This is a genomic window from Lysinibacillus odysseyi 34hs-1 = NBRC 100172 (assembly GCF_001591965.1).
Classification (GTDB): domain Bacteria; phylum Bacillota; class Bacilli; order Bacillales_A; family Planococcaceae; genus Lysinibacillus_B; species Lysinibacillus_B odysseyi.
Genome location: NZ_BCVX01000004.1, coordinates 371,155 through 398,147, shown reverse-complemented (window position 1 = coordinate 398,147; position 26,993 = coordinate 371,155). Strand labels below are relative to the sequence as shown.

General features: G+C 40.9%; 28 protein-coding genes and 1 pseudogene. 16 read left to right on the top strand and 13 right to left on the bottom strand.

Translation table 11 applies throughout. From position 1 onward, the window contains the following. The first annotated feature begins 2 nt into the window (after nucleotides 1–2). From BOD01S_RS09145 to BOD01S_RS09130, 4 genes are all read left to right on the top strand, one after another. Nucleotides 3–1,046: a DctP family TRAP transporter solute-binding subunit gene (locus tag BOD01S_RS09145; RefSeq protein WP_036156873.1), complete on the top strand. Its 1,044-nt coding sequence runs from the start codon at nucleotides 3–5 to the stop codon at nucleotides 1,044–1,046. A 75-nt stretch (nucleotides 1,047–1,121) separates the two neighbouring features. Next, a complete protein-coding gene (locus tag BOD01S_RS09140; protein WP_244887297.1) occupies nucleotides 1,122–1,610 on the top strand; it encodes a TRAP transporter small permease in 489 nt (162 codons plus the stop codon). After that, a complete protein-coding gene (locus tag BOD01S_RS09135; RefSeq protein ID WP_036156877.1) occupies nucleotides 1,591–2,862 on the top strand; it encodes a TRAP transporter large permease in 1,272 nt (423 codons plus the stop codon). Before BOD01S_RS09140 ends, BOD01S_RS09135 begins: the two co-directional genes overlap by 20 nt. Nucleotides 2,863–2,883: 21 nt before the next feature. Continuing rightward, nucleotides 2,884–4,074 carry an MFS transporter gene (locus BOD01S_RS09130; protein ID WP_036156879.1) on the top strand — a complete coding sequence of 397 codons (1,191 nt, stop codon included), beginning with the start codon at nucleotides 2,884–2,886 and terminating at the stop codon, nucleotides 4,072–4,074. Between the two features lie 49 nt (nucleotides 4,075–4,123). Here BOD01S_RS09130 and BOD01S_RS09125 read toward each other — a convergent pair whose 3' ends face one another. Both BOD01S_RS09125 and BOD01S_RS09120 read right to left on the bottom strand, forming a co-directional pair. Further along, nucleotides 4,124–4,348, bottom strand: coding sequence for a hypothetical protein (locus tag BOD01S_RS09125; RefSeq protein ID WP_036156881.1), 225 nt, complete (start codon nucleotides 4,346–4,348; stop codon nucleotides 4,124–4,126). A gap of 21 nt (nucleotides 4,349–4,369) precedes the next feature. Beyond that, nucleotides 4,370–4,957 carry a peptidylprolyl isomerase gene (locus tag BOD01S_RS09120; protein ID WP_036156883.1) on the bottom strand — a complete coding sequence of 196 codons (588 nt, stop codon included), beginning with the start codon at nucleotides 4,955–4,957 and terminating at the stop codon, nucleotides 4,370–4,372. A 287-nt stretch (nucleotides 4,958–5,244) separates the two neighbouring features. On the opposite strand from BOD01S_RS09120, the gene BOD01S_RS09115 reads away from it, so the two are divergent. Both BOD01S_RS09115 and BOD01S_RS09110 read left to right on the top strand, forming a co-directional pair. Then, nucleotides 5,245–6,462 (top strand): MFS transporter, encoded by a 1,218-nt coding sequence (locus tag BOD01S_RS09115; protein WP_036156885.1) that lies wholly within the window; start codon nucleotides 5,245–5,247, stop codon nucleotides 6,460–6,462. A 54-nt stretch (nucleotides 6,463–6,516) separates the two neighbouring features. Further along, nucleotides 6,517–8,367 carry a transglycosylase domain-containing protein gene (locus tag BOD01S_RS09110; RefSeq protein ID WP_036156887.1) on the top strand — a complete coding sequence of 617 codons (1,851 nt, stop codon included), beginning with the start codon at nucleotides 6,517–6,519 and terminating at the stop codon, nucleotides 8,365–8,367. Here BOD01S_RS09110 and BOD01S_RS24025 read toward each other — a convergent pair. After that, nucleotides 8,357–8,628, bottom strand: a pseudogene (locus tag BOD01S_RS24025) (hypothetical protein); the annotation flags it as partial. The gene BOD01S_RS09110 and the pseudogene BOD01S_RS24025 sit on opposite strands and share 11 nt — an antisense overlap. A gap of 268 nt (nucleotides 8,629–8,896) precedes the next feature. Then, the gene (locus BOD01S_RS09105; protein ID WP_036156889.1) at nucleotides 8,897–9,457 is read right to left on the bottom strand and encodes a DUF5366 family protein; all 561 of its coding nucleotides are present in this window, start codon (nucleotides 9,455–9,457) and stop codon (nucleotides 8,897–8,899) included. A gap of 158 nt (nucleotides 9,458–9,615) precedes the next feature. On the opposite strand from BOD01S_RS09105, the gene BOD01S_RS09100 reads away from it, so the two are divergent. Genes BOD01S_RS09100 through mnhG form a run of 7 tightly spaced genes read left to right on the top strand, consistent with a single transcriptional unit; the run spans nucleotide 9,616 to nucleotide 15,374 of the window. Continuing rightward, on the top strand, nucleotides 9,616–12,033 hold the full coding sequence (locus BOD01S_RS09100; RefSeq protein ID WP_088321719.1) for a Na+/H+ antiporter subunit A: 2,418 nt from the start codon (nucleotides 9,616–9,618) through the stop codon (nucleotides 12,031–12,033). Further along, on the top strand, nucleotides 12,020–12,442 hold the full coding sequence (locus BOD01S_RS09095) for a Na(+)/H(+) antiporter subunit B (protein WP_036156894.1): 423 nt from the start codon (nucleotides 12,020–12,022) through the stop codon (nucleotides 12,440–12,442). The genes BOD01S_RS09100 and BOD01S_RS09095 overlap by 14 nt, the downstream gene beginning before the upstream one ends. Beyond that, nucleotides 12,442–12,783 carry a Na(+)/H(+) antiporter subunit C gene (locus tag BOD01S_RS09090; protein ID WP_036156895.1) on the top strand — a complete coding sequence of 114 codons (342 nt, stop codon included), beginning with the start codon at nucleotides 12,442–12,444 and terminating at the stop codon, nucleotides 12,781–12,783. The genes BOD01S_RS09095 and BOD01S_RS09090 overlap by 1 nt, the downstream gene beginning before the upstream one ends. After that, nucleotides 12,776–14,263 (top strand): Na+/H+ antiporter subunit D, encoded by a 1,488-nt coding sequence (locus BOD01S_RS09085; protein WP_036156897.1) that lies wholly within the window; start codon nucleotides 12,776–12,778, stop codon nucleotides 14,261–14,263. The genes BOD01S_RS09090 and BOD01S_RS09085 overlap by 8 nt, the downstream gene beginning before the upstream one ends. A 1-nt stretch (nucleotide 14,264) precedes the next feature. Beyond that, on the top strand, nucleotides 14,265–14,744 hold the full coding sequence (locus BOD01S_RS09080) for a Na+/H+ antiporter subunit E (protein ID WP_036156899.1): 480 nt from the start codon (nucleotides 14,265–14,267) through the stop codon (nucleotides 14,742–14,744). Then, nucleotides 14,741–15,022 (top strand): Na(+)/H(+) antiporter subunit F1, encoded by a 282-nt coding sequence (locus tag BOD01S_RS09075; protein WP_036156901.1) that lies wholly within the window; start codon nucleotides 14,741–14,743, stop codon nucleotides 15,020–15,022. The genes BOD01S_RS09080 and BOD01S_RS09075 overlap by 4 nt, the downstream gene beginning before the upstream one ends. Continuing rightward, complete coding sequence (gene mnhG / locus BOD01S_RS09070; RefSeq protein ID WP_036156903.1) at nucleotides 15,006–15,374, top strand: monovalent cation/H(+) antiporter subunit G; 369 nt, start codon at nucleotides 15,006–15,008, stop codon at nucleotides 15,372–15,374. Before BOD01S_RS09075 ends, mnhG begins: the two co-directional genes overlap by 17 nt. Before the next feature lie 38 nt (nucleotides 15,375–15,412). On the opposite strand, the gene BOD01S_RS22535 is transcribed toward mnhG, so the two are convergent. Then, a complete protein-coding gene (locus BOD01S_RS22535) occupies nucleotides 15,413–15,622 on the bottom strand; it encodes a hypothetical protein (protein ID WP_081978026.1) in 210 nt (69 codons plus the stop codon). Between the two features lie 793 nt (nucleotides 15,623–16,415). Then, nucleotides 16,416–17,909 (bottom strand): leucyl aminopeptidase, encoded by a 1,494-nt coding sequence (locus BOD01S_RS09065; protein ID WP_036156905.1) that lies wholly within the window; start codon nucleotides 17,907–17,909, stop codon nucleotides 16,416–16,418. Between the two features lie 101 nt (nucleotides 17,910–18,010). Between BOD01S_RS09065 and BOD01S_RS09060 the strand changes: the two genes are divergently transcribed. Next, on the top strand, nucleotides 18,011–18,526 hold the full coding sequence (locus BOD01S_RS09060; protein ID WP_407655994.1) for a divergent PAP2 family protein: 516 nt from the start codon (nucleotides 18,011–18,013) through the stop codon (nucleotides 18,524–18,526). Nucleotides 18,527–19,043: 517 nt separating this feature from the next. Here BOD01S_RS09060 and BOD01S_RS09055 read toward each other — a convergent pair. The 6 genes from BOD01S_RS09055 to BOD01S_RS09030 form a co-directional block, all read right to left on the bottom strand. Beyond that, nucleotides 19,044–19,376: a YuiB family protein gene (locus BOD01S_RS09055; RefSeq protein WP_036156910.1), complete on the bottom strand. Its 333-nt coding sequence runs from the start codon at nucleotides 19,374–19,376 to the stop codon at nucleotides 19,044–19,046. Nucleotides 19,377–19,541: 165 nt separating this feature from the next. Continuing rightward, complete coding sequence (locus BOD01S_RS09050) at nucleotides 19,542–21,347, bottom strand: carbon starvation CstA family protein (RefSeq protein WP_036156912.1); 1,806 nt, start codon at nucleotides 21,345–21,347, stop codon at nucleotides 19,542–19,544. A gap of 124 nt (nucleotides 21,348–21,471) precedes the next feature. After that, on the bottom strand, nucleotides 21,472–21,969 hold the full coding sequence (locus tag BOD01S_RS09045) for an NUDIX domain-containing protein (protein ID WP_036156914.1): 498 nt from the start codon (nucleotides 21,967–21,969) through the stop codon (nucleotides 21,472–21,474). Nucleotides 21,970–22,107: 138 nt separating this feature from the next. After that, nucleotides 22,108–23,319, bottom strand: a complete 1,212-nt coding sequence (locus BOD01S_RS09040; RefSeq protein ID WP_036156916.1) for an NAD(P)/FAD-dependent oxidoreductase — start codon at nucleotides 23,317–23,319, stop codon at nucleotides 22,108–22,110. Nucleotides 23,320–23,611: 292 nt separating this feature from the next. Beyond that, a complete protein-coding gene (locus tag BOD01S_RS09035; protein ID WP_036156918.1) occupies nucleotides 23,612–24,817 on the bottom strand; it encodes an EAL-associated domain-containing protein in 1,206 nt (401 codons plus the stop codon). 173 nt (nucleotides 24,818–24,990) lie between these two features. Then, nucleotides 24,991–25,317 (bottom strand): YuzD family protein, encoded by a 327-nt coding sequence (locus BOD01S_RS09030; protein WP_036156920.1) that lies wholly within the window; start codon nucleotides 25,315–25,317, stop codon nucleotides 24,991–24,993. A gap of 85 nt (nucleotides 25,318–25,402) precedes the next feature. On the opposite strand from BOD01S_RS09030, the gene BOD01S_RS09025 reads away from it, so the two are divergent. Then, nucleotides 25,403–25,639 (top strand): NifU family protein, encoded by a 237-nt coding sequence (locus tag BOD01S_RS09025; protein ID WP_036156922.1) that lies wholly within the window; start codon nucleotides 25,403–25,405, stop codon nucleotides 25,637–25,639. A gap of 81 nt (nucleotides 25,640–25,720) precedes the next feature. Here the strand turns inward: BOD01S_RS09025 and BOD01S_RS09020 are convergent, their stop codons facing one another. Beyond that, entirely contained in the window at nucleotides 25,721–26,416 is a 696-nt protein-coding gene (locus BOD01S_RS09020) for a DUF2225 domain-containing protein (RefSeq protein WP_036156924.1), read from the bottom strand. A 151-nt stretch (nucleotides 26,417–26,567) separates the two neighbouring features. On the opposite strand from BOD01S_RS09020, the gene BOD01S_RS09015 reads away from it, so the two are divergent. Then, nucleotides 26,568–26,942, top strand: coding sequence for a HesB/IscA family protein (locus BOD01S_RS09015; protein WP_036156925.1), 375 nt, complete (start codon nucleotides 26,568–26,570; stop codon nucleotides 26,940–26,942). The last annotated feature ends 51 nt before the right edge of the window (nucleotides 26,943–26,993 follow it).

Below are 26,993 nucleotides of genomic sequence, written 5' to 3'. Positions count from 1 at the left end.
ACATGAAAAAATGGATTTTTATGTCGATTCTAAGCATTATTGTTTTAGTGTTGGCAGCATGCGGCGGCGATGATGCAGATAAAGGCTCATCCGATTCCGGTGATCAATACACAGCAGAAAAACCATTGGTAATTAAGTTTTCTCATGTAACATCAATTGAATCTGTCAAAGGAAAAGCTGCTGATGAGTTTGCTCGTCTAGTGGACGAAAAAACAGAAGGCCGTGTAAAAGTTGAAGTGTATCCTTCTTCTTCTTTATATGGTGATAACGATGAACTTGATGCGTTAGTATCGGGGAACGTGCATATGATTGCACCTTCTGTAACAAAGATGGTAAAGATCGACCCGCGCTGGCAGTATGTCGACATGCCTTTCCTTTTTGAAAATGACGAGCATGTGCAGGCATTCTTCAAGTCAGAGGTAGCACAAACGATTTTAAACTCTGATCAATTAGCCGCAAACGATATTAAAGGTATTTCATTCTGGGGTAACGGCTTCAAGCACTTTTCTAATAATAAACATCCACTTGTGAAAGTAGGAGACTTTAAAGGGCTTAAATTCCGTGCGCAGGCTGGTAAAGTATTAGAATCCCAATTCCATGCATTAGATGCAGGGTCTGCCACAATTGCATTTGGTGAAACATATGCAGCTTTACAACAAGGGACAGTAGATGGCCAGGAAAACACATTCAATAACTTTGATACACAAAAATATCAAGAAGTACAAAAATATCTTTCGACTACAGCACATGGCCGTCTTGACTATGCAATCTTCGTTAATAAAACATTCTGGGAGTCTATTCCTTCAGACTTATTAGGCTCGGTAGAAGAAGCATTAGCAGAAGCAACGGAATTGGCGAATCAATTAGCAGCTGATGAAAATGAAAAATCATTCGAAAACATCAAAAATTCAGGAACTGTGGAAGTTTATGAAATGTCGCAAGAAGAGCGTGATGCATTAAAAGAGGCATTACAGCCGGTTTACGATGAGTTCGGCGAGACAATTACGAAAGAATTGATTGAAGGTATTCAAGCTTTGAAAAAATAATGGGTGAAATGCCGGCTATAAGCCGGCATTTCATCTCTCAATAGACTTATAGAAAGGATGGGCCATACAGCCATGTTGAAAAAGATTTGGGATTACGCAGAAGAAATCTTTTCGGGGACATTTTTTGTTATCGGCATTTCGTTAATTTTTTATGGTGTTGTTATGCGTTACGGCTTTAATGAGCCAAAAGCATGGGTAGAGGAAATCGCACGCTATACAATTATATGGGGGGTATTTGGAGGTTTCGGAATGGCTCTAAAACATAACCAGCATATCCAGGTAGATATTTTGTATGACCGGTTAAACGAGAAAATGAAATTCTTCTTAAATATTATCGCCACAGCTTTAAGTATAATTTTTTGTGCCTTTTATACTTACTACGGCTATATTCTAGTAGAGGCTCGTTATTCTTCCGGCATGGTATCTCTTGACGTTGGCATACCGATGTGGATTATCTATTTAATCCTGCCGATTTCAGGCGTATTATTCTCGCTGCGTTTCATTGAACGTTTGCTTCACATCCTGCGCAGAAAGGATGAAAACTATGCTAACCCTCTTAATTAGTTTCTTTGTATTATTATTTTTACGTGTACCGGTCGCAATCAGTTTAGCATTATCTACGATTTTTGTTTTGCTCCAATCGGATTTTAATATGAATATGATGCCACAGCGTATGTTTACAGCTCTCGATTCCTTCCCGATGATGGCGATTCCGGGATTTGTCCTGGCAGGAATCATCATGGCACGGGGTGGTATTTCCCGTTATTTAATTGAAGCCCTCCGCTCCTGGGTAGGTCATTTACCGGGCGGCCTGTCAGTTGTAACAATTTTGGCCTGTGCTGTTTTCGCAGCCATTTCAGGGTCCTCCCCTGCAACTGCAGCAGCAATTGGTTCTATTATGATTCCAGCAATGATCAGCGCCGGTTATGATAAGCGTTATTCAATGGGACTCGTTGCTGCTGGCGGAACACTGGGTATCCTTATTCCCCCAAGTATTCCGCTGATTATGTACGGGATTACCTCTGAGCAATCAATTGGAGACTTATTCATGGCTGGCCTCTTCCCTGGATTAGCACTAACTGGCATTTTGATTGTCGCTGCCATTTTCTATGCGAAACGAAACGGCTTTAAAGGTGATGAACCTGCCACAATGGCCGAGCGCGGGCGAAAATCGTTAAAAGCCATTTGGGGAGCTTTACTGCCATTTATTATTTTAGGTTCTATTTACTCGGGCATTGTAACACCAACCGAATCAGCTGTTATTGCTGTTGTTTACGGACTTATCGTTTCTGCATTTATTTATCGCGAGTTGAAACTGAAAGATTTACGGCCAATTATTGTTGAATCCATCAACATTACATCGATGATTTTCCTGATCGTAGCTGCTGCCTCACTATTTGGCCTATACTTAACAAATGCTCAAATACCGCAAGAGGTTGGGAGATGGATTGCTGAATCTGATATGAATAAGTGGATGTTTATCATTATCGTTAATATCCTCTTCTTCATTATGGGAATGTTCCTAGAAGCGGTCTCCATCATCTTAATTACACTGCCTATCTTATTGCCAATCCTGTATCACTTCGACATTAATTTAGTACACTTTGCTATTATTATGACGATTAACATGGAGCTTGGTATGATTACGCCTCCTGTAGGGTTGAATCTATTTGTTGTAAGCGGGATTGCTAAAGAGAAATTAGGGGAAGTCGTAAAGGGAGTCATTCCGTTTATCGTACTGATGATTGCCTTTTTAGTAATTGTTGTCCTGTTCCCTCAATTATCTTTATGGTTGCCGGAATTCATGAAAAAATAAGCTGTTTGAGGAGGGGAAGCTTTGAAGGGATATTCACCAGAAAGCCGTTCTTATTGGATGATCGTGCTGAGTTTGGGTCTGGCATCGATGTTGATATTTGCTGTGATGTATTCAGTTCAGCCCCTTCTTCCTCTCTATACGGAAGAATTTAATATTTCTATATCCGCTGCCAGTTTGACAATGTCGCTACCAACCATTTCACTGATTGCGGGGTTAATTATATTAGGGTTTCTTTCTGACCGCCATGGCCGGGTTTTGTTTATTAAACTATCTGTGTTTCTTTCCTTGCTTACTTTTATTTGTATTCCATTTACACATTCATTTGGGATGATCGCAGCCATCCGCTTTGTACAGGGATTTATGCTTGCAGGCGTTCCCGCAGCTGCTCTTGCCTATATCGCTGAGGAAATTGACGCTAAATATAGCGCTCTGGCAACCGCCTTTTACATATCCTGCAATGCACTTGGCGGAATGATCGGCCGTGTTGTGACGGCCTATGTTTCAGAACATCAGACATGGCAGCATGCTATTTTTTATCTAAGTACATTCGGGGCTGTCGTTTGTATATTCGTTTTCTTTGCTTTACCAAAATCAAAAAACTTTTCACCTGGTGTACGGAAGCTGAAAACTGATTTTCTTGGATTTTACGGACATATGAAGAATCCATTGCTGCTTTTGATGTTTGGTCTGGGCATTACATTACAGATGTCCTTTACCGGCATGTGGACCTACTTGCCTTTTCACTTAACAGAGCCGCCTTACGGGATGTCACTTGATACTATTTCAGCTCTTTATTTCGCTTACGGTTTTGGTATTATCGGGGCACCGACGGCCAGCTATTTATCCAACCGTTTTTCTTTGCAGTCTCTTCGGAATGGTGCCATAGTGGTTCTCTTAGTCGGTCTTGCACTGACCTTAACTCCCGCCGTACCAGGGATTATAGCAGGTTTGTGTATTGCATGCTTTGGCTTTTTTACTGCCCATTCCTTAACGGCAAGTACCGTATCCTCTACTGCACAAACACAAAAAGGCCTTGCCTCCAGCTTATATCTTGTTTCCTACTACATCGGTGTCGCTTCAGGGAGTACCCTTTTAAGCCCGATTTGGTCATCTTTAAATTGGAATGGTCTTGTTATTTTTACTATTGCAGTTCCTCTTTTTTATACGCTGTTTCTACATTTTTCGCTTAAAAAGAGACCTTCTAAAATGTAATTTTCTCCAAATTAAAAGACAAGCCTGCAATTTGAGGCTTGTCTTTTTTTTAAAGATGTTTCTTTTCGATCTCTATTCGTTTATCGCGTTCTTTTAATGCACGTTCTTCCAGCTTCTGTGCTTCTGCAGCTTGCTTTGCTGAATTTTTTCGCAGCCATTTAAACAGAAAAAAGACGATAAGAAATAATAAAAGCATTTCAATAGCAGCCGGAATATAAGTCGTCTTATCCTCCGGGAAATACAGGAATCCCCAGTTAAGGATCAACTTTTCCATAATCTCACACTTCTTTCGTTATTATTCAAAAACAGTGATCGATTCAATTTTAACATCTTCATTCGGCTTGTCACGCATATCACGGTCAACTTTCGCAATATTGTCAACAACATCCATACCTTCAATTACTTGTCCGAATACAGTATGCTTACCGTCTAACCAAGGTGTACCGCCGTTTTTCTTATAAAGGTCTACTTCTTCTTTGCCCCATCCACGTACTTCCATTTGTTTTAACATCGATACTTCTACTTGTGGAGCCTGCACAATAAAGAATTGAGAGCCGTTTGTGCCTGGGCCTGCATTTGCCATTGAAAGAGCCCCACGGATATTTAATAGCTCCGGCACGCACTCATCTTCAAATGTACCTCCCCAAATGGATTCGCCGCCCATACCAGTACCTGTAGGGTCTCCGCCTTGGATCATGAAATTCGGGATAACTCGGTGGAAAATGATGCCGTCATAATAACCTGATTTAGCATGACCTAAAAAGTTTTCTACAGTTTTTGGTGCTTGTTCCGGGAATAGTTTAATTTTTAGTGACCCCATTGTTGTTTTCATTTCTACTAGTACTTCACCGGGATTTAATTCTTTTGTTAATTGTGGAAGCATGTTTGTCTCTCCTTTAAATAAGTCTAGGTGTTTCTTACCTCGATTTAGTGTACCATACCTTGTCGTTTTTTTCCGCTTAGTCATGCCTGAATCCATCTTTCATTTTTAGCCGGTTATACGGGGATACTTAACATTGCCTGTTCTATAAAGTACGGTATTAAGCCGTATGAAGAACGGGTAAGAATAGAGAAGGAATTAGCATTTAAACAGAACATTTCCTTCGTAACCCGAAATAAGTTATACTAAATAGGCGAAAATTTATATTATAGATAGGAAGTAGAGATATAATGCAAACGAATAAACACAATTTTATCGTCATCTTCATTTCTAACTTTATCGTAGCTGCTTCTGCCACAATGATTATGCCTTTTCTATCACTTTATATCGAGACAATGGGGAATTTTACGGAAAGTTACGTGCAAAAATGGGCGGGGCTTATTTTTGCGGCTACCTTTATTACAGCCTTTCTGATGTCTCCTATTTGGGGTCGGATAGCAGACAAATACGGCTACAAGCCAATTATGATCATTAACTCCTTCGGGATTGCTTTAAGTATTTTTCTTATGGGCTATGTCCAAAATGTGGAGCAGTTTTTCTTTCTGCGGTTATTTATGGGGGTTGTGACAGGATTCATCCCTACCTCAATAGCCTTTATAAGCAAACATACACCAAAAGAAGTAGCAGGGAAAACACTGGGCACCTTACAAATGGGCAGTGTCGGTGGTACACTTTTCGGCCCTGTCATTGGAGGAGCGTTAGCAGATGCAGTAGGTTTCAGCTATACCTTCATCCTTACTGCCATTACGATTACGCTCGCCGGTTTACTGATCATCTTAAGTGTTCATGAACCAAAGATGGAGCGGAAAGTAAAATCTGCCGTATACTCACGAAAAAATGTGATCTGGGCCATTTTCCATCACCGGCTTATCTTCAATGTCATGCTGGTCACATCGTTAATCCAAATTGGCAACTTCAGCATTCAACCGCTTCTATCTCTTTATGTATCCCACCTGACAGCTGCCGAAGAAGTGGTCCTGCTTGCAGGTATTACGTTTAGTGCAACAGGTCTTGGGAACATCTTATTTGCCCGTTTTTGGGGGAAACTGAGTGATCGTGTCGGATACGAAAAGGTATTAAAATATTTACTGATTTCCTGTGTTGTTTTCATTATTCCACAAGCGTTTGTTACAGCCCTTTGGCAGCTGATGGCCCTGCGTCTTCTTTTTGGCATAGTAGTAGGTGGTCTTATCCCTATTACCTCTGCACTGATTCGACGTGAAGCACCTGTTGATGTGCAGGGTGAGATTATGGGTTACAACCAAAGCTTTCGTTTCCTAGGAAATATTATTGGGCCTGTATTAGGAGGCGTAATTAGTGGTATCTGGGACATCCCAGCTGTTTTCTACTCGACCGGACTGCTCTTTTTCATTGCCTTTGTTGTTATTTATTATCTACAGAAACTGCCAAAACAGCATATGGATGACCTCCTTAAAAATCACGTATAATGCACAGTAAAACTATGGTATTCTTGCTATATGTGAACTGTTGGAGGAAAACAAATGAAACAGACTTTCGGGTACTTCCTAATTTTTTGTTCCGTTCTTTCATTACTAGTTGTAGGAAACGAAATATGGAAGGAAGTAGCCGCTGCTAAAGCACACGAAGAAAAACTAGAAGCCTCTATTCATCTTCCGCAAATGCAGGCCCAGCTGCCTGTTACATTGCTCGATGATAAAGGTAAAATATTCAGCGAGGAATACGTTGAATGGCGTGAGCCGCTCAACTATGATGCGTTCCCACAGATTGTAAAGGATATCTTTATTTATAGTGAAGATACTGCGTTCTTTCATCATATCGGTTTTGACGTAAGCGCCATTGCTCGGGCTGTCATGGCCAACTCTGCCGGAAGACCCATGCAGCAGGGAGGCAGTACAATTACCCAGCAGCTTGTGAGGATGCGTTATTTATCTGAAGAAAAAACATATGAGAGAAAGCTGATGGAATTGTTCTATGCCTATGAGCTTGAACAAATGTATAGCAAAGAAGAAATTCTTGAGATGTATTTGAATGAAATCTATTTTGGCCATCAAGTATACGGAATTGCAGGGGCAGCCACTTACTATTTCGGCCGCCCGCTCAGTGATTTATCTGTAGCTGAACTTGCCTTTATAGCAGCCATCCCTAACAATCCAAGCCTTTATGATCCATTGAAGAACTATGATAATACAAAGGCTAGGCAGGAGCGTCTGCTCGATACGCTGGCTAAAAATCATATTATTTCTCTAGAAGATGCAGCAACTGCCAAACAGCAGCCGATCGAACTTCATATCAAAAAGAAATTGCAGCATCATCCGGCTTATAGCACTTATGTCTTACAGGAGCTGCGTTGGCTCGTATCACAGTCAGAAGGTTTTGATGAGCGGTTGGCCAAAACAGACAATACGGAGGAACGCAAGCTCATCTCGTTGCAATTAGATGCCCGTATAGATGAGTTACTAGCGAGTGGAATCAAAATATACACTGCTCTTTTGCCCGAGAAGCAAGCAGCGGATGAAGCAGCTGTTAATCAAATTCTTTCTCCTTATGGTATAGAAGCAAGTGCTGTTGTCATCGACAATCAAACACGGGAAATTGTCAGCATGTTTGCCGGGAGAAACTACGAAAAACTGAATCTGCATCGTGTTTTCCAGGCACCCCGCCAGCCGGGTTCTGCTTTCAAACCATTAATTGATTACGCACCTGCTATTGAGCTGCTGCACTATACGCCCTCATCAATCATTAGCGGTGCCCCCTACTGCATCGGTAACTTTTGTCCGCAGAATTATGGCGGCGGCGTCTATGGAAATGTTTCCATTTCTACAGCCTTTAGCTGGAGCTATAACACAAGTGCCCTACGTCTTCTCAACAAGGTAGGCTTGGAGCAGGCATTCGGTTTTATAGACCGCTTTCATTTCCAGTCCATCGTAGAGAAAGACCGTAATTTCTCTGCAGGGCTCGGTGGACTGACATATGGTGTCACATCATTGGAAATGGGAGATGCTTATACAAGTTTTATAGATGGAAGTTATGTGCCCGCAAGAGCCATTCGGAAAGTGACAGATCTCCAAGGAAAGACGCTTTATGAATGGGCGGATGAACGAAAAATCATCTGGTCAGCGAAAACAGTACGTCATATGCGAAGCCTGCTAACTGACGTCGTCCAAAAAGGCACAGGCATTGGTTTATCTACTAGTACATCCTACATCGGAGCTAAAACCGGCACAACAAATGACTACAAGGACTTCTGGGTGGCAGGGCTCACAGAAAACTATACGACTGCCATCTGGACCGGCTACGATGAACCACGTAATATGCAAAATCTTGAAAAAAGCCGCATTCATTTTAGAATATTCAATGCTATTATGGATTAAAAAGATGTTGGAACATAAGTATGTTCCGTCTCCTATCAAAGGGCGGGGTGTTTGTGGCAACCCACCCTTTAGATTTTTCATATAAAAACAAGGGGAATCCCCCCATTCTTACATTTGAGGCCATGAATGCGAGGCCTATTTCATTTTTGGTCTTCGATTCCCATGTATAGAAAATCGAGTGAAACCTATATTAGCTTTTAAAAATCCGAAGAATGGCCCCACGTTCATTTTACGTTGATGGTAGATCAGTGCTGTTGCTTCTACTATGTTAGTAAAGAATGATCCTTTTGTTCACGGCCAAACGTTGAGTAGAGATAGAAGGAAGTTATTCTCCGTTTCGGCCGCGAAACGGAGAGCGATATTTCCATAGAAAACAAAAGGCAACCATGATGGAAAAATCATGATTGTCTTTTATTATTCAGCTAGTTTTTTGCCCCAGCCCTTTTTACATATTTATAACTGCCGGATCATCCTTCGTTGTCCACAACAACACTATTTTGAAAGGTGTTCTAAGTGCAGCTATTTTTGATCACATAAACGGCAGACTCGCGATAATGCCGTTATAAAGCTTGATAAGTATGTATAAAATCGTCGTGCTCAATAATGCCCAAATTAATATTTCAAAAAAGATCAAGCCGATCAATCCTGTCATATTCATAAAGAAGCTCATTTTATAAATCGTATAAACAAAATACACAGCAACGGTCAATACAAACACAGCGAACAATATAACGGCCGATTGAATACCGAAAGTCGACAGTAGTGCGCCGACAAAGAAAATAACATATCCTCCGCGTGCCGCACTCATTGTCTCCCCTTTATAATCTTTTGAAAAGAAAAGCATACCCAGCTCATGCACTGTCTCTCCTATTAGCTTTAACGCCGAAAATAGCATAAAGAAACAGAGAGAAAATAAGATGAGTAAAAATACCTTCAGCTCCATCTCCGAAAGGAACTCACGCATACCGGCATAAATACCGATTCCCTGCAAAATCCCCATTGATTCTGTTACTGCATAAATACCGAATGTTAAACTAAACAGCAAAATCGTAAAAAGCGGTAGATAGCCATATAAATATGGATTTTTCATTGATTTTTTTACCCCGTTTTTCTATATTCCTACATATTTAATAATACTGAAAAAACCCTCTTTCTATCAACTCCAGAAACAGATTGTAGGTATGCATCTCTATTAGAAGTACGTTATAATTGGACTATTGAAAATAATATTTCTTGAAAGGAGGCGTGGTGATGCAAGTCCTTGCCATATTCATCCCGATTATCGCAGCAATTTTATTGCCGTTTTTATTTAAGCAAGTTCGGGCTATACATACGGGATGGTTTGTATTGTTGGTACCCCTTATTTTACTCGGCTATTACCTCACATTTGTTAAGCAAACGATTAATGGACAATCAGTCGTTGCCACAATGGAGTGGATACCTTCCCTCGATATTTCGTTCACTTCCTATTTAGATGGATTGAGCATACTCTTTTCCATTCTTATAACAGGAATTGGCTCGTTGGTTGTCCTATATTCCATTTTCTATTTGGATCAAACAAAAGAGCAGCTGCATAATTTCTATATTTACTTATTGATGTTTATGACAGCGATGCTTGGGGTCGTTCAATCCGACCATGTCATTACCCTTTACTTGTTTTGGGAGTTAACTTCCATTTCGTCCTTCTTGTTAATCGGTTACTGGTTCAATCGTGATAAGTCTCGTTTTGGAGCTTTAAAATCAATGATGATTACAGTTGCCGGCGGGCTGATGATGCTTGGCGGTTTCGTTCTTTTATCACTGATGGGTGGAACATTCTCCATCCGCGAGTTAATTGTCCAGGCACCTAGCATAGTGACACATGATTATTTCGTCCTGGCGCTTGTACTAATTTTACTAGGGGCATTTACGAAATCTGCTCAGTTTCCATTCTACATCTGGCTGCCTGACGCAATGGAGGCGCCGACACCTGTATCGGCTTATCTTCACTCCGCTACAATGGTAAAGGCAGGTATTTATTTAGTAGCACGCTTTACGCCAATTTTTGCCCTTTCCGAAGTATGGGTATGGCTCGTTGCCGGTATAGGCCTGCTTACTTTGCTTTGGGGATCCTTATTTGCTTCCAAGCAAACGGATTTAAAAGGGATTTTAGCCTTCTCCACAGTCAGTCAGCTTGGTCTTATTATGTCGCTTCTTGGTGTGGCAGCAATGGCTTTCCATGTAGAAGATGCAGCAGGCACTATATTTAAATATGCTGGATTTGCAGCAATCTTCCACTTGATCAATCACGCAACATTCAAAGGAAGCCTATTCATGATTGCAGGAATTGTAGATCATGAAACAGGGACCCGCGATATTAGGAAATTAGGCGGACTTATGAGTCTCATGCCAGTCAGCTTTACTGTTGCATTAATCGGCAGCTTCTCCATGGCTGGTCTCCCGCCGTTCAATGGTTTCCTGAGTAAAGAAATGTTCTTGACGGGAATGCTTTCAGTTAAAGAATTTGATTTATTTAACTTCGAAACATTTGGTGTATTATTCCCGATTCTTGCCTGGATTGCAAGTGTATTTACATTTGTCTATAGCTTTTACTTTGTATTTAAAACTTTTACCGGAAAATTGCAGGCAGAGAAATTACCGAAAAAACCGCATGAAGCACCGATTGGTATGCTGGTTTCCCCAGTTATTCTTGCTAGTCTTGTTGTAGTAGTCTTTTTCATTCCGAATATTGTTGGAGATCTCTTTGTAAAACCTGCTGTCGCAGCAATCCAGCCATTTTTATATGATTCACCTGATGAGGTGGATATTGCGGTACAGGCTTGGCACGGATTCAAGCCGGAATTCTGGATGACAGTCGGTATTGTGGCGGCGGGACTGCTATTATTTGCTCTGCTTCCTAAATGGCAGAAAATCTATCGGGTAATTCCCGAATGGCTATCTTTGAACCGGCTGTATGATTTTATTATGAATACAGTACTGGATACGGCAATGGAGCGTTTCTCAAGTCTATATATGACAGAGTCCATCCGAAAATATTTAACGTATATGTTTGCTGCAATTGTCAGCATTGTGATCGGTACCCTTTTCTTTAAAGATGCATTCAGCTTATCTTTTGAAAACGTTTCCCCTATTGCCTTATACGATGTGACGCTGCTCATCGTATTAGTAATTGGAACGCTTACTACTTTATTTGCCAAATCACGTATTACAGCGATCATTGGTCTAGGAGCAGTCGGCTACACAGTCGCTCTATTCTTTGTTATTTTCAATGCACCGGATCTTGCATTAACACAGTTGGTCATCGAGACGATTTCCGTCGCTTTATTCCTGATGGCTTTCTATCATTTGCCTAAGCTCGGACGTGTTGAAGAACGGATGCGTTTCCAGGTAGGACGTGCCCTTATTGCGTTTGGTGTTGGCGCTATGGTGACTTTATTAGCATTATCAGCCCATTCACAAAAATTAGTAGAGTCGATTTCCGGCTATTATAAGGAGACAGTGTATTCACTTGCCGGCGGCGGCAATATCGTAAACGTTATCCTAGTAGACTACCGTGGATTCGATACATTATTTGAAATTACAGTACTGGCTATCGCTGGTATGGGCATTTACGCAATGATTAAGCTTCGTTTAAGCAGAAAGGAGAAAAGTAATGAGAACAAATAATTTAATTCTTCAATTCACTTCGAAATTTGTGTTCTTCATCATTTTCTTCTTTGCTGTCCATATTTTCTTTGCAGGACACTATACGCCAGGGGGAGGATTTGTGGGCGGTCTATTAATGTCCAGTGCCCTTGTTCTTCTTGTAATTGCCTATGATTTAAAAACGGTGCAGATGATTCTGCCTGTGAATTATATGTATATGACGGCAATCGGATTAATATTGGCGTTAGGAACGGCCGCTTTTCCTATGTTTGTAGGAAAACCATTCTTTACCCATTTCTATGATTATTTCCACTTACCGCTAATTGGAAAGACATCACTTCATACAGCCGCTTTGTTTGATCTGGGCGTATTTTTAGTTGTTGTCGGTGTGACGATGACCATTATTCAAACGATAGGAGAGGATGAATAATGGAGATTGTAATGGCTTTTGTATGCGGATTCCTATTCATGGCCGCTATTTATTTAATCTTATCCCGTTCCCTTTTACGAATCATTATTGGAACTGGACTTTTAAGTCACGGTGCTCATCTGCTTATTTTAACGATGGGAGGTCTCGGAGGCGAAAGCCCTCCTGTACTGGGAGAGGGTGTAACGGACTATGCAGATCCCCTTCCGCAGGCGCTCATCTTAACAGCGATTGTTATTTCGTTCGGTGTCACGGCGTTCTTCCTTGTGCTCGCCTACCGCGCTTATCAGGAGCTTGGAACGGATGATACGACTAAAATGAAAGGAAGTGAAGAAGATGATTAACTTCCTATTGATTCCCATTCTTATTCCTTTCTTTACGGGAATGGTACTCATATTCCTGCATAAAAATGTGCGTTTACAACGTATTCTTTCTTTGCTGGCGCTTTTTTGCGCCGCCTTTATGGCATTTCTTGTAATGGTAAAAGTGAAAAATGAAGGAATCCAATCTGTAACTTTCGGCGACTGGCCTGTCCCATACGGAATTACAATGGTAGCAGACGGTATGTCTTCACTATTAGTATTTACTACTTTTGTTCTCGGCTTTTTCATCGTTTGGTATGGTTTTGAATCCATCGGCCGGGGGCGGGAACAATTTTTCTATTATCCCGGTATTATGTTTATTTTAACCGGAGTGACGGGTGCTTTTACAACAGGTGATATTTTCAACTTGTTTGTATTCTTCGAAGTGCTCTTAATGTCGTCTTATCTATTGATCGTGCTGGGAGGAGAGAAGGGACAGCTTCGGGAGTCTATCAAATATATTTTGGTTAACGTCATCTCCTCCGCCTTGTTTGTTATTTCAGTAGCATATTTATATTCCGTCGTCGGGACATTAAGCATGGCAGACATTTCAGTAAAAATTGCGGAAATTAACCAGCCTGGTATTATTACGACAATCGCCGTGCTATTCCTGCTTGTATTCGGATTGAAGGCAGCGATTTTCCCGCTTTACTTCTGGCTGCCGAGTTCATACGGAGCAGCACCTATTCCTGTTCTTGCATTATTTGGAGCATTGCTCACAAAGGTTGGAGTCTATGCGATTATGCGTACATACACGCTCTTTTTCGTACATGATGTTTCCTATACACATAAACTGCTACTCATATTAGCCGTTTTAACCATTTTGGCTGGATGCATTGGTGCGCTTGCCACATTTAATGTAAAACAAATTATTATTTATAATATTGTCATAGCAGTCGGTGTCATTTTATTTGGTGTTGCGCAGATGAATGAAACAGGTCTGGAGGGTGCTCTCTTCTATCTTGTGCACGATATGATTATTAAGGCTGTCTTGTTTATGCTTGTCGGTTTGGTAATCTATGTTACAGGAACAGCGGATCTCCGAAATATGGGCGGTCTCATGAAGACATACCCTGCGTTAGGATGGTTTTACTTGATTGCTGCGTTTGGACTTGCCGGGATTCCGCCTTTAAGTGGTTTTGTTGGAAAACTGCTCATTGTCCAAGGGGGATTTGAAGCAGGCAATATTTGGAGCAGCATTTTCCTGCTGGCTTCAAGCTTGATAGTCTTATTATCGGTAATCCGGATCTTTATCTACGCATTTTGGGGTGAGGAAGGGAAACGTATCACTATAGAAAAACACCGCTATAACCGTATGTTCTTCCCAACAGCCGTCCTTGTAGTTATCTCAGTCGCTTATGGAATTGGTTCGGAATGGGTTGTACCATTTATGGACAATGCGGCAAAAATCCTTGTAGATCCAAGCATATATGTAGACGCCGTCATGAAAGGAGGAAAATAAAGTGGCTTTTCAAATCCTGCTTAATTTCTCCTTAGCGTTTTTATGGATGTTCCTATCTGCGAATTACAGTGCCAATGGATTCCTTATTGGCTTTATACTAGGGGCTATCGCCCTCGTTATTATGCGCCGCTTCTTTAAAAGCCGTCTTTACATCGGAAGGGTATGGGCGATTATTGCATTAACTTTCTTGTTTCTAAAGGAGTTAATTCTCGCTAATATTGCGGTGCTAAAAGTTGTACTAAAACCGAAACTGGATATGCAGCCAGCCTTCTTCAAGTATGAAACAGCCTTAACCGAAGAATGGGAGCTCACGCTTCTATCCAGCTTGATCACTCTTACACCTGGAACAGTTGTTGTCCATATTTCCGATGATAATAAATATTTATATGTCCACGCCATTGATGCGGCAGATATTGACGAAACAATTGCATCGATACGTGATTCATTCGAAAAAGCTATTCTGGAGGTGAGCCGTACATGACATACTTTATTTGGGGATCCATTGTCCTCATTACTCTCTCAATGATTGTGATCATCTATCGTTTAGTAAAAGGTCCTGACGCTTCTGATAGGGTCATCTCTCTTGATACAATCGGTGTCTGTCTCATTTCACTTGTAGGGCTGTTTTCCATTATGGTAGAAACAAGTTTCTTCCTGGAAATTATTCTACTCCTGGCGATTTTATCATTTATCGGTACGGTTGCTTTCTCTAAATTCATAGAGAAAGGAGACATCATTGAACGTGACAATTCTCGCTAATATATTGATTGTTTTCTTTATAGCAGTCGGCGTGTTATTTATCGTCGTTACAGCGATCGGGTTATTTCGTTTGCCTGATCTTTATACCCGGGCCCATGCAGCTTCCAAAAGTGCTACACTCGGAGTCATGTGTGTTTTAATCGGTGTATTCCTCCATTTTTGGCTGATTGAGGGCCATTTCAATGCGCGGATTTTATTGGGAATTCTTTTCATCTTTATTACCGGTCCTGTAGGGGGGCATATTATGAGCCGTTCCTCTTATATCGCGGGAGTAAAGCCATGGAGCGGGACAACACATGACGATTTAAAAGAAGAGATCCACCGCATGAAAAAAGAACAAGGCATTAAATAAGAAAAGCACAAATCCACCGTGGGGCGGATTTGTGCTTTTTAATATGGTCTATACGGTTGGTATGGATAAGGGTATGGATATGGGTACGGATATGGATACGGATATGGGGCGCCATAATATGGATATGGCCGATAATTTGGAACAAGAGCACTTCCAAGAGCCCCACCTAAAAGACCACCTATAAACGGACCGCCAAAATAGCCAAAGCCCGGGCCTACAAATCTGCCTCCCCCGTAGAACCTTGCCATCGAATCCCTCCTCTACAGTATCGTATGAGGAAAGTGCTATTATACTTTGGTATTAGCCTAGAAGGCAGAACGATAAAATGTTAATTGAGGTTAACAGCCAAAACATCATCAGTTTCTCCATATATAAAATAACTAGGTACTATACGAATCGATAGGGCCTCAGCATAATCACACTTCCTTTTTTTATATTTATGAAAAAGCCGGTATCAAGGCGTCTCCTCCAGGTTTTCACTTCTTTTTTACAAACAGCAGGTTATACGCGGAAAAAGTGTATAGTCCCTTATCCTTTATGCTGCCTATGAAGTCTGCTGAAAAAATGAAAGAGAATTCCCGGGATTTGGTCTTGGCATAGAAAAACAGACCTCTCAAGCTTGAGAAGTCTGCATACGTTGCTTCATCCGGTTCAACATGTAATATTCAAACGCTTTGAAGGTCCGTACATCATACCGTCTGTACGAGTTAACACGAATGTATCCTTTTTCATTTGAATACTTATCCTGATTATAAAAGGATAAAAAGGCAATTTCAAAAACATTTCTGAATTTCCTGACTATAATTATTCAACTATACTATGTTTCTATAGCTATAATATGAGAAGGTTGAGCTGGCTATGCGGGGTTGTTTTCTCTGCTGGGGATTAATGCTGTATTTTTTATCAATCGTATAGGTTGTTGGATGAAAGAGAATGAAAAAGAGTTAAGGGAATTAATACTTTCTCTGCGAATTCCCATGTAAAAAATAAAATAAAAAACGACTTCTCATTATAAAATGAGAAATCGTTTTTCCCTACCACTTAGAATTGTTCCACAAATGCAGCCAGCGTACGCACCATAACCCCCGTACCGCCTTTTGGCCCTAAATCATGGGGAGAAGAGGCATCCGATGTACCAGCGATGTCCAGGTGGATCCAAGGTGTATCTTCCGCGAATTCACCGACAAAGCCGCCTCCGAAAATCATATGTCCATCACGGCCAGGTGAATTATTCAAATCAGCTAGATCTGATTTGCGGATACGTTTTTTATCCTTTTCAGTCAATGGAAGCCGCCATACGAACTCTCCTGTTTCTACTGCCGCTTCCATAAAGCTTTCAAAGAATTCTTCATTGTTTGTTAAAGCACCTGTTTTATCCATTCCCAGCGCTACGATTACCCCACCTGTCAGCGTTGCTACATCAATCAGGTAGTTTGCCCCCTGCTGTTTTGCATAAGTCATTGCATCAGCTAATATAAGACGGCCTTCTGCATCTGTATTCAACACCTCTACAGTTTTACCACTGTACGTTGTGATTACATCATCAGGCTTAAAGGCAGTACCCGATACCATATTATCCGTAGAACCGATGACTGCCACTACATTGCGATTAGGGCGTGTTTCTCCGATAATTCTCATCGCACCTAGGACTGCTGCTGCTCCACCCATGTCCCCCTTCATACCGACCATGCTTTCACGTGGTTTCAAAGAGTAGCCGCCAGTATCATATGTTACACCTTTTCCAACGAAGCCTACTACATCTTCCCAGTTGTCGTTTGCTTTATATTTCAGCGTAATCATTCTTGGTTCTTCGGTAGAACCTTGATTTACACTTAAAATACCGCCCATGCCCAGCTCTTCCAACTGTGCTTTATCTAGAATCTCCACTTCGAAACCATATTGATTCGCCAGCTCTACCGCATAGTCTGCCAGATCCGTAGCTGTCAAAAGATTTGGTGGTAAATTAATGAGACTGCGGGCTTCATTTACCGCTTCTGCATAAATACGGCCTACATCAAAGCTTGCCGCCGCTTCTTCTAGATCACTATTTGTCATAAGCTCCACACGATCAAGATACGTTTCAGTTTCGTTGGAAGTTGTTTTGTAGTTCGGTATTGTATAAAAGCCCATACCGATTCCTTCACCTGCTAAAAATGCAACATCTGTTTCTTCCACTGTTGGTGTAGCAAATGAATCCAGCCAAATAGCATAATCGTTTACCTTTAGCGATTTCAGTTCTTTACCTACCAATCCAAACACTTCACGCAGCTCTTCTTCTGTTAATGACTTTCCTTCTCCAAGTCCTACAAACAATACACGCTTCAGCTGTTCATTTGCTGTAGTCACCGGAAACTTCGTCAACTTTTTACGATCTGAGCTAATTTCGCCAGTACGGATCCATTCTTCTAGGGATGCGTCGAAAAAGCCGCCGAATGCCTCCCAATTTTTCATCTGTTCACGATGTTTTTGAACACCAATAATGAGTGTTCCTGTTGAAATTGTTTCGAATGTTCTGTTTTCAGTTTCGATTTTCATGCTACTTCCTCCTAAATGGTTTATCCACCCTATTATACATCGATTCTATTATTTCGGATATCGAAATTCATAATTTTTCATCATTTTCAAAATATGTTATGATGGGAGCAATAACCCATAGGGAAGGAACGGTGGCGATGGCCTTGCTGGAAAATACTCCTCTTATTTTAAGCTTATTGGCAATCCTTTTTGCCCAAATCCTTAAAGTACCTGTCCATTTCATTATGACAAGAAAACTGGATTGGTCACTCCTTACTTCTACAGGCGGTATGCCTAGCTCCCATTCAGCAGCCGTTACCAGCTTAGCTACAGCTGTAGGCTTTGAAGCCGGGTTTGATACGCCCTTATTTGCAGTTGCAGCCATGTTTGCCTCGATCGTTATGTATGATGCAAGCGGCATTCGTTACCAAGCTGGACAGCATGCAGCTGCATTAAATGAAATCCGCCGTGATTTACAAATTTTTTTCCGCGATATTAAGCGTTGGCCCAATATGAATGAAGAAGAAAAAATAGAGGAATTAAAAACTTTGCTCGGCCATAAAAGAAGCGAAGTGCTGGCAGGAGCCTTGGCTGGTATCTTCTTTAGCTGTGCCGTCTATTCTGTCATTCTTCATTAACGGACAAAACGATTTCCAAACTCCCTTTCGCACACCTTATTAAGCAAGGTGTGCATTTTTCTATATTTTCTTTCCGTTATAATACAATACACCCTCAACCAGTGAAAACACTGCACTACACATATCCGCGATATAAGCTATGTGAAGCGATAAATAAAGCCGATTTTTTCGTCTAACATATAAACAGTAGGTCATAGCTGCGACTGGAATAAAGATAATTCAGATCCTTCTGATGATTTCAGCTTGCCATTCTTTCAATAGATTACTATATCCTTTTGCTGCCCGTAATGTTTTGTTACAGAAAGTAATCAGCAGAATAATCCCCCTTGAGCAGCTAATATTCCTCTCTATATAAGTTAATCTCCAATCAATACAGCAAGACGGATAAAAAGCTAATTATTCTTCCACTCTAAATTACTCTGTGGAGCTGTTATAGTGAATCCTCTATTATGCTTTTGTAAATCTCAAAGTAGATAATACGGAGGAATAAAAAAACATGCATCCATTCCGATGCATGTTAAAACATTCTATATCCTGCTTTACGTAAATAAATCATGACAATCCCTGACACAATCGCTCCAGCAAAACCGCCGCATAAAATAACGATATCCACAACTTGTAATACTTGCAGCCTATCCATCAGTGCTGGAAAAGCAGTCCCCGGCTTAAAAATATAATCTAGGAAACTCACCCCTTTTTCATCCACTATAAAGATGACAACAACAGGATACACGATGGCCATCAGCCATGTCATCCGCAGCAACATGTTCAGCAAAAAGCCAATGCCAAAGAACATGACGAAAAATAGCACGACCGAAATAATTAATTGGACTAAAGAAACATCATTCATTCTATGTAAACCCTCCATTTTTCCTTACATTAGTTTACCTGATAAAAAGTGGGCTTTCAATGAATATATCCATATCGTCATGAAACGGACAAAGGAGCTGTCAATGAATATAAATAATAGATCTCATAAAAGAACCCCTATAAGCCAGGCTTATAGGGGGATTGCTTACACTCTTGTATTTACTGCCACACCATTTACATATCGTTTGCTATTCCATAGATCTTTCCATTTTCTAATAGCAGTCACGACAATGATAAGACCAAGAATCAGCATAATAATTGAAAGCACACCATTTAGTATGGAGTAGCCTCCTGCTTGACTGTTCCAATATACATTTTTCACCATCCATATTCCTGCCACATTTACTGTTACATATAAATAGACAAGCGGAATGATACAAGTCAACACATAGATACGCCGGTCCGCAATCTTCAAAATAATCGTCGCACCGCACACCAAACCGATCGAGGCCATTAATTGATTGGACACTCCGAACAATGCCCAAACAGAGCTGATATCACCCGAGTACAATAGATACCCCCACATAAAGCAGGCTAGGGCACTCGCAAAAATAGCTCCCGGCATCCAATCTGTTTTTTTCAATGGTTTATAGATTTCCCCTACGAAATCCTGAATGAGATAGCGGGCTACCCTTGTTCCCGCATCAATGGCTGTCAAAATGAAAACTGCCTCAAACATAATGACAAATTGATAAAAATATGAGGACATATCCGCAAACCAAGGTACTCCCGTGAAAATATACGTCATCCCAACAGCTAATGTTACAGCTCCACCAGTGCGCCCTTCCAAATCCATACCGATTTGATCAGCCAGCATGCCCAGGTTCACTGTATCCATCCCGAGCGTAGCAAAAACAGCAGGCGCTGAATTAATAGCAAAATAGTCGCCTGGATGTAAAGACGTAGCTGCAATAAGCGCCATGACACCTACCAAACTTTCTACAAGCATGGCCCCAAAACCAACTACCCGGATATCCTCCCAACGATTCAGCATCTTTGGTGTTGTGCCCGAGCCGACAAATGCATGGAAGCCCGATATAGCGCCACAGGCAATCGTAATGGATACAAATGGCCAGACCGGTCCTGCTACAACAGGACCGCCGCCTCCTAAAAAGTCAGGAATAACGGCCGGGAACTGGATAACGGGATTGACAATAAACACACCAATGATTAAGGCAACAAATACCCCTATCTTCATAAAGCTGCTCAAATAATCACGGGGAGCCAAAAGCAGCCAAACAGGTAAAGCTGCCGCGAAGAATGCATATATCGGTAAAATAAGTGCTAAAGTATCACGTTCTAATGTCAGCAGGTCTCCCAGCCATGTACCTTGTAGAGAAGGACCCAAAAATACACCGATCATCAGCAAAATAAAGCCTACAGCAGATGTAACAAGCAAATTGCCCGTCTTCTTATATGCTATGCCTACTAAAATAGCGATTGGAATCGTTATAGCAACCGCAAACGTCCCCCATGGGTTACGCTCAAGTGCTCCTAATACAACAAGCGATAGCCCTGCCATAGTAATGGTAATGATAAATAGCATTGCAAGCCCTGTACAAAAGCCTGCGACAGGTCCCAGCTCCTCCTTCATTACTTCAGACAAGGATTTTCCTTTCCTCCGCATCGAAGCAAATAGCACAACCGCATCATGCACAGCTCCTCCGATGACGGCCCCAATCAGCAGCCATAACAACCCCGGCAGATAGCCAAACTGGGCTGCGAGCACTGGCCCTACAAGCGGTCCCGCCGCAGCAATAGCCGCAAAATGATGACCAAACGCCACCCATTTGTTCGTGGGGACATAATCCTTTCCATCCTTTAGCTGATGCGCTGGTGTCGGCTCTTTTTCATTAATTTTTAAAACTTTCTTCGTAAAAAAGTAGCCATACAAACGATAACCGATGACGAGTATACAGATAGCACCGATCACGATCGAAATCGCATTCATAATAAAACTCCTCCTCCCTTCTTTACGCTTATTGCAACGTATGAAAGAAGAGGGGAAAATATTTTTAAAATAATCAGATAATTGTTTATAAGAGTTTAACTGCTCGGTAATTATATCTGTTATTTTACTTTTTAATAAATAGATTATATTGCGTGTAGCCAAAAATCTCTTCAGGCACGATGTCTTCTACAATGTCCACCGCATTTCTTTTTATATCATTTTTCGCTATTTCCTTTAGCATGATGTTTGAGAGCTCATCTACTGCAAGCTGCTTTGGTGAAATCCAATGTGCTTCTAAAATCTCTCTTTCCTGTACGACAATTGATTGGGAAGCGTCTACTTGGCCGCAATAGAGAATCGCCATATTATCACTGATCTCCCCTCGGATTACACCTGTTCTAAATCCGATAAGACCTTTCACATAGCAATCAATACCTGTTTCTTCCTTTACTTCCCGCACTGCTGCTTCATCAATCGTTTCTCCCTCTTGGACAAAGCCTGCCGGAAGAGACCAACGACCTTTCAATCCGCTATATGTCTTTTTGACAACCAGCCATTCCCCATTCTCATTTTCTACTACACCACTGACTCCGAGCCATACTTTTCCACGATCCTTTTTCATCTCTCTACCAATCCCTTTATATATTCTATTATTAGTATAGCGATTATCTTCTACAAAGAGAAATATTCACTTCCCTCTTGTTCACTAAGAGAAAAATGCAGGAAAAGTGACAATGACTTTTCCTGCATTTCGTTTAAATTAAAGGAATTTAAATTTACCCTTTTTCAATGTTAAGCCAACGCCGCCTACTAGGAATAGTGCACGGTCATCAACCACTTTCTTAAGAGCAGATGCTGTTTTACCAGTGAATTTGCGGCCCATTGCATTACCGATTGCATCATCATGACCAAGAGAACATACAGCACCTTTGTCATCATATACAAATGTTTCTGTATCTTCACCTTTCATTAAATGCTTGATATTTTTTGCAATGTTTACTGCTTGCTGCATAGCGATTTGAGCAGTCGGCGGGTATGGACGACCTGCTTCTTCGTTTAATAGGAACGCACAGTCACCTACTACAAATACATCGTCAAATCCAGGAGCACGCATATCCTTGCGAACAGCGATACGTGCACGGTTTGATTCGATGCCGGAAGTTTCAATTAAGCTGTTTCCGCGAACCCCTGCAGCCCATACAACTGTACCGGCTTTAACGAATTCAAATTCGTCTTCACCTTTCTTAATCTTAACGCCTTCTGGAGTTGCTTCCACAAGCGGCGTACCGATTGAGAACTCGATACCTTTTTTCGATAATTGTGTTTTTGCATATTCTACAAGCTGCGGATCAAATCCAGGCAGTACCATTGGAGCTGCTTCTACGCACAGAACGCGAACTTTTTCCTGTGGAATATCAAATTCTTTGCAAAGTTCAGGAATACGGTTACCAAGTTCTCCTAAAAACTCAATACCTGTGAAGCCTGCACCACCTACAATGATTGTCAATTTGCTGTCATCTTTTACTTCATCCAATGACCATGAAGCAAATTGATATTCAATATGCTCACGTACTTGGCGTGCTGTGTTGATATTTGTTAAAGAAAGTGCATATTCCTTTAATCCTTTAATACCAAACGTTTCTCCTTCAAATCCTAAACCGATTACTAAATAATCATACGTGAATTCGCCCGCAGAAGTTTCTACTTTTTTCGTATTCACATCTAGATTTTCAACCGTTGCTTGTACAAAACGTACATTATGGTTAATAACACTGGAAATTGGATAACGGGCCTTGTCCGGAGAAATTGTACCGGCACCTACCTCGTGTAACCAAGTTGTTTCATAGTGGTAATCATTTTTGTTGATTAAGATGATTTCCGCCTCGTCTGCACTAACCATTTTTTGTAAATTTACAACGGTAGTCAATCCACCATATCCTGCGCCTAATACTAAGATTGTCGGTCTTTTCACTGAAATCAAAACCCCTTTAATTTTTTGTACCAGCGCAAGGCAAACAAAAAATGAAGTACCATTTTATACTTCAATAGTTTATTACGCTAGGTCCACATATTTTCGACAAAATATCTACATCCTATATATTAGCCCTTTTAAGTTGGAATTTCAACACTCTAGATTCAAAGGAAGGAAAAATAGGAAATAAACTTTTGAAAAGAGTCTGCATTTGCAAAAGAGAAACCCCATGCCTTTTTCAAACACTAAAAAGCCGCCCAGCTTATAAATAGAATGAGCGGCTTGCAGTAATTTAATTCACAATATTATGTTCATACAAGTAATCGTAGGAAATATCAATAAACAAGTATTCGTTATTCGGCAGAGCCATGCTGAATGTACGTGTTAATTCTCCCGTTTCAATGTCCGAATAAGCATTGGAAAGGTCTGAAATTTGTTCCTGGCGCATTTTCAGCAAGTTTTCGAGAAAATAGGGTCGCCAACTCCAATTTTTTCGCAGCGCTTCTTTTTCTATCACCCATTTACCTTCTTTCCAGCAGATATTAGGTGTCGTTTGGAACCCTTCTCCATCACAAATATAAAGCCTGAATGCATAATTCTGTAATTTTTTTGCCAATTCCATCAGCTTATCGGCCTGTTTACTTGTTGGTATGATCGATTCCACACTTGAAATAATTTTTCTTTCAAGTAATTTTATTTCTTCTAGCTTATGTGTGATCAATTTTTTTTCTGTTGCTATAAACTGTTTACATTCATCCCGGAACCGCGGCTTTAGTGTATCCCGCGGAATAAAATCTTTTGCCGGTTTTTGAAGATAGGCTCCTTTGTAGTAGCGTGCTCCGTTTTTCCAGCCGTGCTGTAATTGATAGAGTGTATCCACCTTGCTCACCATTAAGGAAGCCCCCATTTTCAGAGCCAATGTGCGCAGCGTCGTAAATACATAGTTTTGGTTGCCCCACTTATTATAGCTCAGCTGGTCTACATCAATACAAAGTACGCTCGGCTCAAGCAATAGCAGGGAATCCAACTGGCTATGCGCCCCCACATTGGATAGTGATACCTTTACCCCGTATGTTTGAATATATTTTATCAGATGGTGCAGCTGGTTCAAATCAGTAGTAAACAAGTAGTCATTCATCACAAGGATAATATGAGAAAGTTTCTCCTCATCCACTAATTCCTTCAGTAAAGAAAAATAGCTTTCTCCAAAATCCAGCACCAGCAGATTCGGATTACATGGGATATATAAATCAACGTTCTCCAGTTCTTCTCCAACCTTTTCGATTGCCTGGCGCACGACTAGCTGTTCTACTTCTGCACGGATTTCCTCTGGTATATCTTCGTTATATGTAAATGTTGTGATATCGATTACCGATTCTCCCTCTACAATGCGCCCGCTTACTTCATAGGCAACGATAATATGTTCATCTGCGCTATAGATGGGTTCGAAAAAAATCTCCACCTGGTCAAGCTTATCTAATACGTTCAAAACATCCATAGGATTTGAACCCCCTTCAACATCTTAAGTCCATCATAAAACAAATTGTCATCTAATTCAAAAGGAGCTATAAAACATACTAAAATAATAGGTTTTATACACTTTTCATAGTATAAAGAAACGCCGCTTGAATAACAAGGGGTATTCAAACGGCTTTGAAAACTTCAAACTATTTATTTTGCGCTGTATCCCAATTTTTCTAACGCTTCATATACCGGCTTGATTTGCACATATCCTTCCCCTACTACTTCATCATTTACCAGGACAAGGGGATAGAAAAATTCGTCTTCTTGAATTCGATTAGCATAATCAATGTCACGTTCATTCTCAAGTGCTTCTTCGATATTGATAAAGCGATATTTTACTTCCTGGTCAGGGAACTTTCGGGAAATGGCTGCTTGTAACCACTCATATGTATCCTTAGAAGAAGGTGCATTGACACAGCTTGCGCATATAATGTCAGCTCCATATACTTCAATCATTGCCTTCGGTTCAATCATTTTTATTCCAACCTTTCAGTATTTAAGTATTGGATTTTTTGTTTTCTTCACATTATAATGATTTTAGTGAAAGGAGTCGAGTGAAATGACAGAAATCGAACAAAAAGAACAAGTACAGGAAGTTTTAGATAAATTACGTCCATTTTTATTACGCGACGGCGGTGACTGCGAATTAGTAGATATTGAAGACGGTGTTGTAAAATTACGTCTTTTAGGTGCATGCGGCAGCTGTCCAAGTTCTACAATCACATTAAAAGCTGGTATTGAACGCGCCCTTTTAGAAGAAGTACCAGGAATTGTTGAAGTAGAACAAGTATTTTAATGATCGGCATTTTGTCCATGCCTCATTAACAGAGTAAAAGCGGCTCTCTTATAAAGATAAGGGGCCGCTTTTTGTTATTGTTTATGGCGTATTTTTTTTATCACGGTCAGCCCGTACCTCTTCCCAGCGCTCTTTCGCCATTTCAACTACTTTTGCTTCACCGCCGGCTCGCTGGCTTTCGATTACCTTTGAAAAGAATCGTGTAGCATTTTCCATATCATCTAAACGGCGGGAAAGTTCTGCTATCATGTACATAATACGTGTTGCGGACATTTGAGTACTCGCATAATCCTCTGTTGAGAAGGATTCCAAATATTGATCTCGCGCAATACCCATAAAACGGCGCTCCTGTGCTTCATTTTGAAGAGACCGGTAAAACCATGCCAAACGAAGAGCCAGCCCAGCCTTAGCTACATGTTTTTCTTTTTTTATATTGGCACATAATAAAGCAAGCTTATATACTTGGATTGCCTCCGACACCGTACGTTCTCCGTTAAAACTGTGCTGGACCCATTTAGTCGTGATCTGGCTTTTGATTTCCTCTGCCGTTCCCGGAGCAAAATATCGGGAAAAGTCTTCCGTAAAAGAAAAGCCGCAATGTTCACAAACAAACACATTGTAGTACATAGCTGGCACATCACCCTCTGCGTAAATAGGCATAAAGTCCGTGTCTGTATCAGCGACTTTTATGAACTTTGAACGGACTTTTAACGTCGAAAAGTCTTTTTTACAATGCAAGCATTCGATTTTCTTTTCATAATAGGGTGAAATCTCCATCTTTTTTCATTCCTTCTCGTAATTTATTCCTATGCCTATTATAACAATTTTTAGTAGCGGCGTATCAATTTTATTTGACTGATTTTCAAATCAGTTTTGTTGTCAGATGGGAAACACTATTGATATGATAGAAGAAAGGAAGGTGACTGTGATGACAGCTGAAAAACAAGTAATTATTTTAACTGAGGCTGCTTCTTTCCAAATCAAGGAAATGATGAAGCACAATGAAGAAGAAGGCTCTTATTTACGCGTCGCAGTTCGCGGCGGCGGTTGTAGCGGTCTTTCATATGGTATGAATTTCGATACTAACAAAAGCGATGATGACTTTATAGATGAGCAATTCGGGCTGCAAATCATTGTAAATAAAGAAGACGCTCCTATCTTGCAGGGAACAAAGATTGATTATAAGCAATCCCTGCTAGGTGGCGGTTTTACAATTGACAACCCGAATGCTATCGCTTCATGCGGATGCGGCACTTCATTCCGCGCCCCTCAGCGTGAAGGTTCACCGGAAGTATGTGACTAGTGCATTCTCTTAGCTAATAAGAATGCCACAGTCTATGACTTACTAAAAAGG